Origin of the sequence: Prevotella micans F0438 (genome assembly GCF_000243035.1) — a bacterium.
Taxonomy (GTDB): Bacteria; Bacteroidota; Bacteroidia; order Bacteroidales; family Bacteroidaceae; genus Prevotella; species Prevotella micans.
In genome coordinates this window covers 909,504-923,237 of sequence record NZ_JH594521.1, presented here as the reverse complement: position 1 = coordinate 923,237, position 13,734 = coordinate 909,504, and the positions used below count along the sequence as shown (strand labels likewise).

Below are 13,734 nucleotides of genomic sequence, written 5' to 3'. Positions count from 1 at the left end.
AGTTTATACTATCTCGGTTGCTATCGACTATGTGAAATATGGTGTAAAAACCTCATTCAAAGTATAAGAATATGATTCAGAAAAAACAGATAACCGAACAGCAGGCTTTACGCAAACTGGCTGACCTGTGCGCCCGTAGCGAGCATTCCGAAGGAGAGATTCGCGAAAAAATGCGCAACTGGAATCTGTCTGATGAGGCCATTCAGCGTGTACTGAATGAACTTACAGAACAGCACTACATCGACGACGCCCGATTCACCCGATTCTTTGTGCACGACAAGATTCGCTACAACAAATGGGGGCGACGGAAAATCGAACAGGCCCTTTGGCAGAAAAGAATATCGGAAGATATTGCCCACGATGTGTTTGACCAGGTTGACGACCAAGAATATATCCAAATTCTTGCACCACTACTCAAAAGTAAATTCAAAACTATAAAGGCTAAAACCGATTACGAACGATCTATGAAGCTCATTAAGTTTGCCATGGGGCGCGGCTTCGAAATGGAACTAATTAGGAAATGTATAGACAATGAAATCGAAGAAAATAACATTTAGTCTTGCCGAACGACTGCTGAATTTAATAGCTCCACGAAGCTGTGTTATGTGCGGCTCACGACTCACTATAAGTGAAAACACGCTCTGCGCTGACTGCAACATGCACTTGCCACGTACAAACTATCACCTTTCACCCACAGACAATGAACTTGTGAGAATATTTTGGGGACGATTCCCCATCACATCCGGCACATCATTTCTTCTCCACGTTCCGAGCTCGGCAAGTGCAAGAATAATCTATGAGCTTAAATATGGTAATAAGCCTCAGATTGGCTTATCGTTGGGCAAAGCAATAGCCGAAGAATATCTACCAACCGGATTCTTCAACGGCATAACCGCCCTGTTTCCCGTACCATTGTCGCGTCGCCGACTCATGCAACGAGGCTACAATCAAAGCCTCGAAATTGCTCGCGGAATAAATACTGCAACCAATCTACCGATAATCGACGGAGCCATAAAAAGAAGGAGATTCCGTTCATCGCAAACTTCGAAAAGTAGAATAGAGCGAAACGAGAATGTGGCCAATGATTTCAAACTTATTGACCAACAAAAGATAAACGGGCAGCATCTCCTAATCATTGACGACATCGTGACAACCGGAGCAACCATAGTTGCCCTAGCAACCGAACTCCTCAAAGCCCCAAATGTAGAAATTAGCGTATTTACAATTGGAGTGGCAAACAGTCTTGTTGCTTGAATCAAAATCTTTGAATTATGAAACTAAAAGATCTGTTCTATCTTCAAAAATCCGACCGAAAAGCAATTATCTTCCTTCTCGCACTTTGCGCATTCATCGTCGCCGGAATATTCTTTATTGGCAAATTAGAAATAAAAACCGACCATTCAGATCCCTTTTCTGCCGAGAAATCAATTCTTAAGCATCGCTCGGCTAATTCAAACTATTCTCCATACACTTACGAAAACCGACATATAGAACTCTTCCCCTTTGACCCCAACACCGCCGACAGTACTGCACTCCGACGACTTGGCCTAGCAAGATTCCAAATTAGAAACATTTATAGATACCGCGCAAAAGGAGGAGTATATCGCTCGCCGATGGACTTTGCACGGCTCTATGGGCTCACTCGGAAACAATTCCGCCAACTCGAACCATACATAAAAATAAGTCCCGATTATATGCCTGCCTCCACCTTACCCCAGGTTGTATCCTATAGGGAAAAACATGCTGAAGAGATTCGTCGCGCTTACGAGCAATTCAAGAAAGAAGACAACTACGAGCCTTATAAAAAATACGACCGCGACACTGTGCGCTTCCCGATTAAAATAAAGGCAGGACTGCACATTAACCTTGCCCAGACCGATACTTCACAACTTAAAAAAGTTCCAGGAATAGGTTCCGGATGGGCTCGTACCATAATCAGCTACGGTAGGCGTCTCGGCGGATATATTGCAGTTGGACAGCTACGCGAAATAGATGGATTCCCCGAAGAATCGTTGCCCTATTTCGAGATACGCAATCCGCGTATTGACAAAATCAACTTAAATCGCCTAACACTGAATCAACTTCGTCGCCATCCTTATATTAATTTCTATCAAGCCAAACAAATCTGTGAATATCGCCGTTTGAAAGGGCCACTCACGAATCTTTCTCAACTCAGTATTCTCAAAGAATTTCCTCCCGAAGCAATAAACCGCCTTAAACCTTACGTCGAATTCTAAACCCCGAGATTAAGAATAAAAGCGAATACACTGGCAAAAATTCTGCCGACAGGAATCATGACTACGCAGAGCTGGCAAAACCTCTACCGGCTCTACAAAACTTTCACTGACAGAGGGCGACGCAAATTTTGTTTTGCAGATTGCGCATCGGACTATGAGTTAATCCACCATTACTTATAATAGCAAAACAAAGCCTATTACCGTTCGACGCCGTGAGATAGCCCGCCAGAGAGCTAACACCACGTACAGTGCCGGTTTTTGCCCGAACATTTCCTTGTGCAGGAGTTGATTTCATTCGGTTTCTAAGCGTTCCGTCGACCCCGGCAATTGGGAGTGTATTCAAAAATGTGTTGTAAATGTCAGGCTTTAGAAAAGCATATCGTAAAAGCTTAACCTCGAGTTCGGCGCTCAGATAATTGTAGAGCGAAAGGCCGGAGCCGTCAGCAATAATGCAGTCCGATGGATTCATACCAATACGTTTTACTAGCTGTTTGATTTCAGCCCGTGCATGCTGTGCCTTGGCCCAACGAGCTCGTCTGGCTGCAGCAATCTGATAGAACATTGATTCGGCAAAAAGATTATCGCTTCGCTTCATCATTCGATGCATCACCTGGTCGATGGAGTGAAATCGAGTATCAAGAAGCTGAGCGGCAGACGGCAACTGTTGTTCTCCTATTCCTGAGACCTCAATACCTGCCTGGCGTAAGGCCTTTTGGAAACGTTCGACAAAATCATCACGTCGGCCAACGAGGATTGGCGACAAAGAAGGATTATCATCATCCCAGCACCAGCCCCATCCCATCTTTTCGCGTTCTTTGAAAGATAGGTCGACATATATATTTCCATCCACAGCCGAGATACCCAGTTCTTTAACTGCACTTACGAACGAGGATAAATCCGACGAGTCGAACATCGGGTCCATCCCACCTACGCAATATAGATTGCCCTGTAGCACACGTGTCGAATCAACAATACTCCCGGTGAAATAGAGTCGCGTGGAGAACTTATAATAACTTCCGAGACGGTCGAGCGCCACAATAGCAGTTACGCATTTCATAGTCGATGCTGGACGAAGGTGGAGTCGGGCATTATAACTGTAAAGGCAACTGTCACCAGTCAAATCCCACACCATCAAACCTGTTTGAATAGTTTCACTTAATTTGCCAGTCAATAAATTGTCGAGTCTAAGCCGAATATTTTCCTGCCAGCTTAACTCTGGGTTGGTGTCGAACGTGGGAATAATACTATCTAGAATACTGTCGTCCTCAAGAATTACGGTTGTTGCCTGCTGATTTTCATTGAGCAGACGCGCAATCTCAATGCTGTCGATGTATACCTGCGCTTTTAGCGGAAACGAAAAAAGAACTGCCATCATGACAATGGCAAAGAGTTTGGGTTTCATAGGTAATTCTATATGTTTTTGATGAGATAATTCGAATTTTTTGGCATGATGCTTATACTCTTCCGCCCATATTCAATGAGTACGCAATGTGCAGACCGGCGAAAATGATTATTTCGGCAAGCTCTTGGTATCTGATTTATGTGGGAAGATTCTGTTCATAAATACATCGCAAAATTACAAAAATAAGGGTGCTTTAGGAGCTTGTGGATTGAATGTGCTACTTTTGCCTACATTATCAGGATAGATAAAATTTTAATTTCATAACACAGAAACTTTATGAGTAATAACTTATTGAAAGGCAAAAGAGGTATCATTTTCGGTGCACTCAACGAAAAGTCCATTGCATGGAAAGTTGCAGAACGCGCAGTTGAAGAAGGGGCTAAAATAACCCTTTCAAATACACCTGTAGCTGTGAGAATGGGAGCTGTAAAAGCTTTAGCAAATAAATTAAACTGTGAAGTGGTTTCAGCCGATGCAACCAACGTAGCTGATCTCGAAAACGTGTTCAGAAAATCAATCGATGTACTCGGTGGGAAAATTGACTTTATACTGCATGCTATCGGAATGTCGCCTAACGTTCGGAGACGTAAAACCTACGACGACCTTGACTATAATATGCTCGACAAAACACTCGACATCTCAGCCATATCGTTCCATAAAATGATTCAAAGTGCTAAGAAGCTCGATGCTATCAATAAAAACGGCTCTATTATTGCCCTTTCCTATGTTGCTGCACAACGTACCTTTTACGGATATAATGACATGGCCGATGCAAAAGCTCTCCTGGAAAGTATCGCACGCAGTTTCGGCTACATCTATGGCCGCGAAAGTAGTGTCAGAATTAATACAATCTCTCAGTCCCCTACTATTACAACCGCCGGCGAGGGCGTTAAGGGTATGGATAAGCTCTACGATTTCGCAAATCGTATGTCGCCGCTTGGAAATGCTTCGGCTGAGGAGTGTGCAGACTATTGTATCGTAATGTTCTCTGACTTAACTAGAAAAGTGACAATGCAGAATCTCTTCCATGATGGCGGATTCTCGAACGTGGGCATGAGCCTGCGTGCAATGGCTACCTATGAACGCGGTTTAGACGAATATAGGGACGAAAATGGGAAAATAATCTACGGTTAACGAACATGATACGACAAGATTATATCCTACGACTCATCGAAGAGTTCATGGCAGCGCTCTCGCTTTTTCTGGAAAAGGAAGAACGGGAGCGCTCCGATGAAGATATACGCCTCATGTATGAAAAATATCTCGGCGACTACGATACGCTCCATAATCTTTCCTGGAGCGAAATTCTTGATTATGCTTCATCTGAATGGCCGGCCAACGAATGTATGGGCCGTATTGGTATGATAGCCGAGATCGTATATGCCGAAGCCACATTCAAGGTTGGTCCTATGCGTGACATGCTTATGGAAAAGGCTTATTTATTGTTAAACTACATCGAGACCCACGGAAAAACATTCTCAATATCACGCCGTCAGAAGATGGTCGAACTTTCAAAAGCCATTTCGAAAGACTTAGACGTTTGAGAGTTGATTTAAGATAAGAAAATAGGGTAGGGGACTCTCAAGGATTCCAAGTTTAACATGCTTTTGACCTCTTTAACTGCTAAAGGACTGATACTCAGTATGAGGATAATACCTTTGCAAACGTTAATATGGAACTGAAACACGAACTAGTCCATTCTCATATAAGTACGTGTTGCGGATAGAATTTCCATTTGGAGATTCTTCTAAGGTTTCGGAAAGTTTATAGTAATGAGATTTTTAAAAGTATTGAGTATTTCAATTCTAATGTGTTTGGTTTTTTCGGGTTCAATCAGTGCCGAAATAAGTTCTAAAAAAGAGAATTTCGATTGGCGACCGGTGATGGATGCAATCATGATGGTGGAAAGTAGGGATAATGCAAAGGCTAAAAATGGCCAATTTGTAGGTATCCTGCAAATTTCTCCGATTTTGGTTAGAGAATGTAATAACATTCTTCGTGGACGCGGTAGCAAGAAACGTTATTCACTATCTGATCGCTTTGATGCTAATAAGTCGCGTGAAATGTTTGTGATTATCCAATCTTTTCATAATCCACTGAACAGTGTCGAACGAGCCATCAGATTATGGAATGGTGGACTTGCTTACACAGTAAGGAGTACCCAACGTTATTTTGAACGCGTTATGAACCATTTGCATTAGAAAAATTTCCAATTTAAAAGTGAAGAACCCTAAGAGCTTGGCAAGCTCTTAGGGTTTATTATTTTTCTTATTTGCGAAGTAGATCTCTGTAATGTAATGGCTCTCTCATAGGTACCGAATCTTTTCTCGCTTGAAAAGATGGAGAGTCAGTCACTAAAAACATTCTCTTAATAAGCAAATAACGGATAGTCTTTCATCGTTGCATTGACTTTATCGCGAACTCGTTTAATCACTTGCTCGTTTTCAGGATCGGCAAGAACTTCGTCGATAAGATCGGCAATGAGATGCATCATGTCCTCTTTAGCTCCACGAGTTGTCATTGCAGCCGTACCTAGGCGAAGTCCACTTGTCTGGAATGCAGAGCGTCCATCGTATGGAACTTTATTCTTATTAGCTGTTATATCGGCAGCAACAAGTGCATTCTCAGCAACTTTTCCTGTGAGATCTGGATATTTTTGGCGTAAGTCAAGCAACATAGAATGGTTATCTGTTCCACCGCTCACAATACTGAATCCATGGTCTATCAGTGATTGTGCAAGTACTGTTGCATTCTTCTTGACCTGGGTTGCATATTCTTTCCAACTTGACAGAAGGTTCTCACCAAATCCAACGGCTTTAGCAGCAATTACATGCTCTAGTGGACCACCTTGGTTGCCTGGGAAAACAGCGGAATTGAGAAGCATAGACATCTTTTTCAGTTCGCCTTTCTTTGTTGTGAATCCCCAAGGATTATCAAAGTCTTTACCCATCATGATGACACCTCCACGCGGACCTCTCAATGTTTTGTGTGTTGTCGTTGTGACGATGTGCGCATGCTCTATAGGATTATTTAATAGACCTGCAGCTATCAAACCTGCAGGATGTGCCATATCAACCAATAACAAAGCACCTACTTCATCTGCAATTCTACGCATACGTACATAATCCCATTCGCGACTATAGGCAGATCCTCCACCAATGATGAGTTTTGGTTTGTGTTCGCGTGCAAGACGCTCCATTTCATCATAGTCTACGCGTCCGGTTTCAGGATTCAGTGTATAACCAATATGGTTATAAAGAATACCCGAAGTATTCACTTCGCTACCATGTGACAGGTGTCCACCTTGATCTAGGTCGAGTCCCATAAAAGTATCACCAGGTTTCAAAATAGCCAGCAATACAGCTTGGTTTGCTTGTGCACCGGAATGTGGCTGTACATTAGCAAATTCAGCACCGAAAACTTGTTTTACGCGATCAATTGCCAATGTCTCAACTTGATCTACAACTTGGCAACCTCCGTAATAGCGTTTACCGGGATAGCCCTCAGCATACTTGTTGGTGAGATAAGAGCCCATAGCTGCCATTACCTCATCACTGACAAAATTTTCAGATGCGATGAGCTCCATGCCTTTTAATTGGCGTTGATGCTCTTGCTCGATAAGAGCGAAAATCTCTTGATCTTTTCTCATGTTGTCTAGATGTTTAAGATTACTAGGTCCTGTTTCTCAATTAATATGTGAGTTCCAGTCCATAGTATTATAAAAAATGTCACGGCAAATGTACTATATTTGAGAATACCAGACAAAGAATACCAAACATATTATTCTTTCAATATAAACACAATTATGATAAATAATTGTTAGGTTTAAGCTATATGTTTTCGTGAACTGTTAACTTAACAAGCTCTATCTTTGTCATAGTGTTTTTTATAACTTTAAATTCAAACTTACCAATATGAATTATTTCATTCAGTTTAGGGAAGCTTTGATAGTTATGCAGTATGAGACCGCCAATAGTCATATAGTCGTCGTGCTCAGGTAAGTCTAAACTAAACATCTCATTCACTTTGTCGATTTCTAATCGGGCTGAAAGGATGTATTTATTTTTACCAATATTTTTTGCAATGTATTTTGAGTTGTCGTGCTCGTCTTCGATATCTCCGAATATTTCTTCGACAATGTCTTCTAAAGAAACTATGCCGCTGGTGCCACCGAATTCGTCAACAACGACGCCCAAGCTTTTCTTCTGTTGAAGGAATATTTGCATGAGTTTCTGAGCTGGCATGGTTTCGGGTATAAATGGCATTTGTTTTATATGGGTTCTCCACTGTTCGGGAGATTTGAACATTTCGGAAGAATGTATATAGCCTTTTATATGGTCTATGTCGTCTTCGTAGACGATGATTTTAGAGTTACCGCTTTCTATAAATTTCTGTTGCAATTCAGATAAGGTGCAGTTAATTTCCACGGCGTTTATTTCAGTTCGTGGTACAACGCAGTCGCGTACTTTTGTATCTGTAAAGTCGAGGGCGTTTTGAAAGATTTTTATTTCTTCGTCGATTTCATCTTCATTTCGGGCGTTGTCGATTGAGCTCTGGACAAGATAATCGAGGTCTATTTTAGTAAATGTACCATCGTTTACTTTTTCTTGCATCTTCACGCCTATCATACGAAGAATTATACGTGAAAAGAAGGTTGAAACCCGGCTTATTGGCCAGAGGATAATAAAGAATATATAAGCCAAAGGAGCGAAAATTGTGAGCAGTCGGTTAGGATTTCGTTTAAAGAATGTTTTAGGTAGAAATTCGCCTGTGAAAACCACAATAATAGTTGAGAGAATAGTGTCTAGAATCACCTGTGTGGCTGTGTCTATGCCATTGAATATGGTTTTATTGAATATTTCAGCAAAGATTATCCCATACAACACTAGAACAATATTATTTCCAACGAGCATGGTAGACACGAAGCCGTTAGGATTGCGATAGAAGATGTCAATACAGCGTTGTGACAGTGTATTCCGTTCTTTATCCATTTCTGCTAGCATTCGATTGCTCGACACGAATGCTATTTCCATTCCGGAGAAGAATGCCGAAAGAATAAGTGTGACAAGAAGACCAATGATTAAACTTATATCCAATTTCTTATTGTTTTTATCGGTTGGTTATGGTGCTGTTCAGTCTATCTGTAGGCATTGAATCTATTGGCATTGGTGGAGGAGTCATAGCAGCATTAGGTGAGAAATCGTGCTTTTGGAAGAGAGTCCATCCTTTAGTTTGCCTGATTTCATAGTGTGTCATCTGTTCATCGCTCTTGAACCAATTACCCTCCAATTCCTTATCGGGTGTGCGAAGATGAGAATATTTATACGACCAAATCTCATGGTTCTGTTCGTCCCAATACAATTCGCTACTTTGGAAATTCAGTCCTTGTGCGGTGAGAATTCTAACTCTACCTCGCATTTCCCATTTGCGTTCCTGGTCGAAATAGGTTGCAGTATCGCATTGAATATAACCTGTCACATGTTTTTTGAGGTCGAACTGCGTGAGTAGGATTCCTTTATTGAAAGTCCAGCGTGATGGACGTTTCTTTTCGTTCACCTCCCATTCTTCGGCTACGATTCGATATTTGATTATACCCGAATCGGATATTAGCGTATTCACACCATAGGTTGTCATTGTTGCCACCGAATCGCGGTCGTGAATTGCAGGTGCAGTATGTTCATGTTCTTCGCTACACGATTCTAGCAGAACAAAGAAAGCCGTAAGAAATAAAAATATAAATGATTTAGACGCCCCCATCAGGAACTGCAATTATTCAACTTTAAACTTGGCAAACCAGCGTTCATTGAATGTTAGTCCGATATTGATTCGGAAAACATTTTCTTTAATGAAATTATTTGCTTGTCGATTGAACCATTCGCAACTGATGTTCAGTAATCCACGGTTGTTATAGTTATTCATGATGGGTATTCCAACTCCTACGCTGGCTGAGATTTCCCGTGGTCCATCTTGTCCTTCAATCTTTAGATAAGGTGTTGCATAGCTAATTCCGGCGCGATAGTGCATTCGTCCTAGGAAGCTTCTATGCCGGTCGCCTTTCGTGAATTCTCCGCCTAAAGTAAAGAGCTGTCTGTCGTTAAACTGTCCTCCCACTAGCTTATAGTCGGCCACACCATTTACTACAGTAAATTGCGGCATAGCGATTTTGGCCCATTTCTGTATTTGATAATCGAAGCCCAGTTTCAATTGGTTAGAATAATTCCACGTCACTCCCCCACCGAATGTTTGCGGCAACTCCAGAGCCTTATGTATAACGTAGCTTGTAGTGTCTGAGATCAAAGTCTGCGAGTTTCTCGAAATCACATGGCATTCCGGATTGGCGTTCAACTTGTTTCCCAAGGAATAAATAAGTCCAAGTGTAACCTGATTCTTCCTGTTGATTTTCTGCGTGTATTGCAATCCAAGGTCAACTTTATAGCTTGCCACGCTGGTTATGTAGCTTTTAGAAAGCGTGCTGATGTTTTTGTCGCTGTAGCTGTTCACCACATCTCTGTTGAGTTCGCCCCAGAGATACGACGCGTTTGCACCGATAGAGAGGTTTCGAATAGGTTCCCATCCGATTCCTAAATACACCTGATGCAGACCGCCACTCCCGCTAAAAGTATTTGAGAAAGTTGCGCTTTGCGACGAGGGATTTGGGAAAGCATTTATGTTTTCAGTGTTTTGGAAGTTGTAGCCCACATTCGAGTAAGGCAGGAATCCGAAGCTTACGCCCAAGTGTTTAAAGGCTCTGAATGCGGCCACTGCATATTCAATGCTCGAGTTACGGGCGTTCTTTCGATGTCCTTTTTCTTCGAAGTTCGTTATTTGAAGGCTCACTCCGGCATCGAATATAAATGTCAAAGAGTCGATGGCCGAATAGGAGGCCGGATTTTGAAAATTAACTTTGTCGTTTTCATGGAAGCCATATGCCAAACCGTTCATTCCTCTGTTGAATCCGGCAGACTGGCGGGCCAGTATACCCAGTCCGAATTGACTGTAAGGCGAGTTGGTTCCACCTTGTGCCCAGAGAGGCAGAGAAAGAACAATCGACAGGCCTGTTGCAAATATTTTTTTCATTTGTTTGTGTTCAAATCTGAAGCGTATATACTATTTAAACGGCGCAAAGGTATGGAAAAAAATTATGCCTCTCTTTTCCGATATTATAAAAGGCTGAAAATAGGATTGCAGGTGTAATGCCTCCTTTCATGGAGAAGGTTTTTACAATACTCCCCCTACCCTATCAAACATATAAACCAAGCGACCAGCATCCGGCTCGCCGGATGCTGGTCTGAAATGATTGATATATAAACGAACTCCTCCTTTACATTTGGTCTTCGCCCGGGTCTTCCTCGCGATCGGGCTTAGGAGTACCTCCGCCGCCATCCGGTTTCTTACCACCACCGCCGTCGGGCTTCTTACCACTATCGGGTTTCTTCGGGTCGGAGGGTTTCTTGCCATCCTTACCTCCTTTCTTCTTCTTGGCCGCGGCGCGTTGTGCCGTGGTCATGTTGTGAATTTCTTTGAAGTCCGACGAGGTTTTGTTGATGTCGGTGATGAGGTGCGCGATGAAATCGCGGTCGGCATCCGTGGCGGCGAAGAGATAGGAGGCGTAGATTTGGTCGGCTACGGCGTCCCACGCCTCGTCGGTTTTCGGACGAGCTACTTTCGATGGTGGCAGTGCCGAGGCTGTTTCACTCGTGCGACGCTGGACGAGCAGTTTTTCGTATTCAGTGTTCAGCGTGCTCAGCTGCCCTATCGATGCGTTGAGCCCGAGTTGCATAACCTCAGCCGAATACTTATCCAGGTCGTGGAGCATGCCCACCACGAGTGCCGTCTCCTCAGTGAAACCCTCTTTCTGAATCTGCCGATAGGGTTTCAGCGTCAATGACAGCACCTTTGAGGCATCCTGCATGGCTTTGATGGCCGAATGGCGATTCACGTCGATGGTGCCGAAGATGAACGAGAGCACGGTGTCGCGCTCCTTGTCTTTCTCTACGAGCTGCTGTGTGTAGATAGAGGCGGCTGTCTCGCGGCTGATGTCCTCTTCCAGGCTGATGCACTGCTTCCATTCTTTCAGCATCTCGTCGGTTACGTGCAGTTTCTGTTTGTCTGCGGCCGTCACGATGTCATACAACGCACGGTGATACCCTGTGTGATGAGCATTGTCGAAGCGCACACTGTTGCTTCCGACGATTTTAAGACGTTTATTTTTCATTTTCGTTTGTATGATATTAAATGGTAGAGTTAATTAATGAATTTTCTTTTTGATGATGTCGGCGAGTGGCTCGCCGTGAGTAATCCGCCTGTCGCAGCCCTGGCGAGTGACTCGCCGCGACTAATCCATCTGTCGCAGCCCTGGCGAGTGACTCGCCGCGATTAATCCGCCTGTCGCAGCCTTGGCGAGTGGCTCGCTGCGATTAATCCACCTGTCGCAGCCTTGGCGAGTGGCTCGCTGCGATTAATCCACCTGTCGCAGCCTCGGCGAGCCACTCGCCGGCATGTTAACGCAGTCTTAATCCTCCCACACGTTATATCCCACATTATTGGTTTCCTCGGCCGCCTGGTCGTCCTCCTCCTCGAAGAAGTTGTCCTTGGCCAGTCCGCCATTCTCGGGCACGGAATGCGAACTGATTACAAATTGGGCGATGTTATTGTCGGTTACGAGCTGGATGACCTTAATACTGGGGGTGATATATCTCTGTTTCATTGTGCTGTCTTTACTACTTACCATTTCACTACTTTCTTACCGTTGACAATATAGATGCCTCTTCCCGGATTGGTGACGCGACGGCCCTGGAGGTCGTAGATGACGTCTTGACGTGGCCCGGTTGTCGGGCGACCGTTGCGAATACCGGTTGTTTCGGATTCCCGGCGGGCGGCTTCGAAGTCGACCACAAAACCTTTGGCGGGAGCTATGGCTACGGGCAATCGGAGGCCGGCGCGATGAGGTTTAAGCTTGATGGAAGCACCATTTCGAGTGCCCTGCTTATAGAAACCCAGGCCCTCGTCGCCGTTATTGGAGAAGATATAATATTTGTAACCACTTGCGTTGAACTCCTGTTCGGTGGCGGTGCCGATGAGCAGGTTGCCCGTGACGTCTTCTTCTGTTCCCGTCACGTTGGCCTGATAAATCACCGTGCTGTTAGGCGTGCCTTGCAGAATAAATCCCGTTTGCTTGGGGATGATTTTGCCTGCCGTGAATGCTTTCACGATGGCCTGGTCGGGAGTGGTGATGCTGCCGCTGGGCGTGACGCCGGTGATGATGTAGGCCGTGCAGCCCGCGGGGATGAGGAAATTCTCTGTGCCGAGGTAGTAGCTGATGTAGCCAGTGGGTCCGAACTTCACCTCTTCGCGATAGAAGTTGGCATAGTAACTCCAGGGCCAACCTGCACCTGGAGATTGAGTTACATTATTGCAATAAGCATGTGTAACATCTGTTGGTACGATTATTTTAAGGTTTTTAGCATATGTATAGCCATGGAGATCAACATTAAGACCTGGTCCTCCATCCTGTGTTGGAATGGGATTGAGCATACGAACAGTGACAGAGGATGCTTTCCAATATGGTTGAGCGAAAGACCCTCCCATACTGGTAACTGTTGACGGAATGACCAATTCACTATTACCCAAAGGAGCCTGCCAGAATGTGGTATAACCGATTTTCTCTAAGCCTTCATGGAGTGTGAGTTCTGTGATACCTCCATGCGCGGAACCAAGCATAAAGAACACATCAATGCTAACCACATTGTAGGTTATTCCGCCATTTTCCACTGTTGCAGGAACATCGAACGGCCCGTTGAAAGAATATCCGCCCCACATGCCCATGGCTCCCGGAGCATTGACAATCTCAACCCGCTTACGAATCGGATCGAGAATTTTGTAATACAGTGTGTACCCGTTCGAATTAGTTGCGCTGAAGTCGTATCCCGCCTGGGCATGACTTGTTAGTGTTGCCACTATGCAAAAGATAAGTGATAAAAGTTTCTTCATGTTTCCTTGTTTTATCGTTGAATGTTTAACCTGAATAATCGTCGTTATTTGCCTCTTGCGCGGCTTGGCAAAAGGGCACGAAAAAGCGAACAAAGGGAACTCCTT

Annotated in this window: 14 protein-coding genes; 6 read left to right on the top strand and 8 right to left on the bottom strand. The window is 44.0% G+C overall.

Going from position 1 to position 13,734, the window contains the following annotated elements; all coding sequences use genetic code 11:
• Positions 1 to 71: 71 nt before the first annotated feature.
• From HMPREF9140_RS03830 to HMPREF9140_RS03820, 3 genes are read left to right on the top strand one after another with little or no spacing between them, the layout of a single operon-like run.
• Entirely contained in the window at positions 72 to 557 is a 486-nt protein-coding gene (locus tag HMPREF9140_RS03830; RefSeq protein WP_006951887.1) for a regulatory protein RecX, read from the top strand.
• Positions 532 to 1,254: a ComF family protein gene (locus HMPREF9140_RS03825; RefSeq protein WP_006951886.1), complete on the top strand. Its 723-nt coding sequence runs from the start codon at positions 532 to 534 to the stop codon at positions 1,252 to 1,254. The genes HMPREF9140_RS03830 and HMPREF9140_RS03825 overlap by 26 nt, the downstream gene beginning before the upstream one ends.
• Before the next feature lie 17 nt (positions 1,255 to 1,271).
• The gene (locus HMPREF9140_RS03820) at positions 1,272 to 2,237 is read left to right on the top strand and encodes a helix-hairpin-helix domain-containing protein (RefSeq protein ID WP_006951885.1); all 966 of its coding nucleotides are present in this window, start codon (positions 1,272 to 1,274) and stop codon (positions 2,235 to 2,237) included.
• A gap of 103 nt (positions 2,238 to 2,340) precedes the next feature.
• Here the strand turns inward: HMPREF9140_RS03820 and dacB are convergent, their stop codons facing one another.
• Positions 2,341 to 3,639, bottom strand: coding sequence for a D-alanyl-D-alanine carboxypeptidase/D-alanyl-D-alanine endopeptidase (gene dacB, locus HMPREF9140_RS03815; RefSeq protein ID WP_006951883.1), 1,299 nt, complete (start codon positions 3,637 to 3,639; stop codon positions 2,341 to 2,343).
• A gap of 276 nt (positions 3,640 to 3,915) precedes the next feature.
• Here dacB and HMPREF9140_RS03810 point away from each other — a divergent pair, with 276 nt between their 5' ends.
• The 3 genes from HMPREF9140_RS03810 to HMPREF9140_RS03800 all read left to right on the top strand — a co-directional run bounded on the left by HMPREF9140_RS03810 (position 3,916) and on the right by HMPREF9140_RS03800 (position 5,840).
• Positions 3,916 to 4,773 carry an enoyl-ACP reductase FabI gene (locus HMPREF9140_RS03810; RefSeq protein ID WP_006951881.1) on the top strand — a complete coding sequence of 286 codons (858 nt, stop codon included), beginning with the start codon at positions 3,916 to 3,918 and terminating at the stop codon, positions 4,771 to 4,773.
• A 5-nt stretch (positions 4,774 to 4,778) separates the two neighbouring features.
• A complete protein-coding gene (locus tag HMPREF9140_RS03805; RefSeq protein ID WP_006951879.1) occupies positions 4,779 to 5,183 on the top strand; it encodes a hypothetical protein in 405 nt (134 codons plus the stop codon).
• A 228-nt stretch (positions 5,184 to 5,411) separates the two neighbouring features.
• Positions 5,412 to 5,840 carry a lysozyme family protein gene (locus HMPREF9140_RS03800; RefSeq protein ID WP_006951878.1) on the top strand — a complete coding sequence of 143 codons (429 nt, stop codon included), beginning with the start codon at positions 5,412 to 5,414 and terminating at the stop codon, positions 5,838 to 5,840.
• A 167-nt stretch (positions 5,841 to 6,007) separates the two neighbouring features.
• Here HMPREF9140_RS03800 and glyA read toward each other — a convergent pair whose 3' ends face one another.
• The 7 genes from glyA to HMPREF9140_RS03765 form a co-directional block, all read right to left on the bottom strand.
• Positions 6,008 to 7,288, bottom strand: coding sequence for a serine hydroxymethyltransferase (glyA, locus tag HMPREF9140_RS03795; RefSeq protein WP_006951877.1), 1,281 nt, complete (start codon positions 7,286 to 7,288; stop codon positions 6,008 to 6,010).
• A 181-nt stretch (positions 7,289 to 7,469) separates the two neighbouring features.
• The gene (locus HMPREF9140_RS03790) at positions 7,470 to 8,735 is read right to left on the bottom strand and encodes a hemolysin family protein (RefSeq protein WP_006951876.1); all 1,266 of its coding nucleotides are present in this window, start codon (positions 8,733 to 8,735) and stop codon (positions 7,470 to 7,472) included.
• 13 nt (positions 8,736 to 8,748) lie between these two features.
• Positions 8,749 to 9,396 (bottom strand): LPS export ABC transporter periplasmic protein LptC, encoded by a 648-nt coding sequence (gene lptC, locus HMPREF9140_RS03785; protein WP_006951875.1) that lies wholly within the window; start codon positions 9,394 to 9,396, stop codon positions 8,749 to 8,751.
• A gap of 12 nt (positions 9,397 to 9,408) precedes the next feature.
• On the bottom strand, positions 9,409 to 10,716 hold the full coding sequence (locus HMPREF9140_RS03780; RefSeq protein WP_006951874.1) for a hypothetical protein: 1,308 nt from the start codon (positions 10,714 to 10,716) through the stop codon (positions 9,409 to 9,411).
• 244 nt (positions 10,717 to 10,960) lie between these two features.
• On the bottom strand, positions 10,961 to 11,854 hold the full coding sequence (locus HMPREF9140_RS03775; RefSeq protein WP_006951873.1) for a DUF6261 family protein: 894 nt from the start codon (positions 11,852 to 11,854) through the stop codon (positions 10,961 to 10,963).
• A 297-nt stretch (positions 11,855 to 12,151) separates the two neighbouring features.
• A complete protein-coding gene (locus HMPREF9140_RS03770) occupies positions 12,152 to 12,346 on the bottom strand; it encodes a hypothetical protein (protein ID WP_025073421.1) in 195 nt (64 codons plus the stop codon).
• Positions 12,347 to 12,363: 17 nt separating this feature from the next.
• Positions 12,364 to 13,629, bottom strand: coding sequence for a hypothetical protein (locus HMPREF9140_RS03765; protein WP_006951870.1), 1,266 nt, complete (start codon positions 13,627 to 13,629; stop codon positions 12,364 to 12,366).
• Between the last annotated feature and the right edge of the window lie 105 nt (positions 13,630 to 13,734).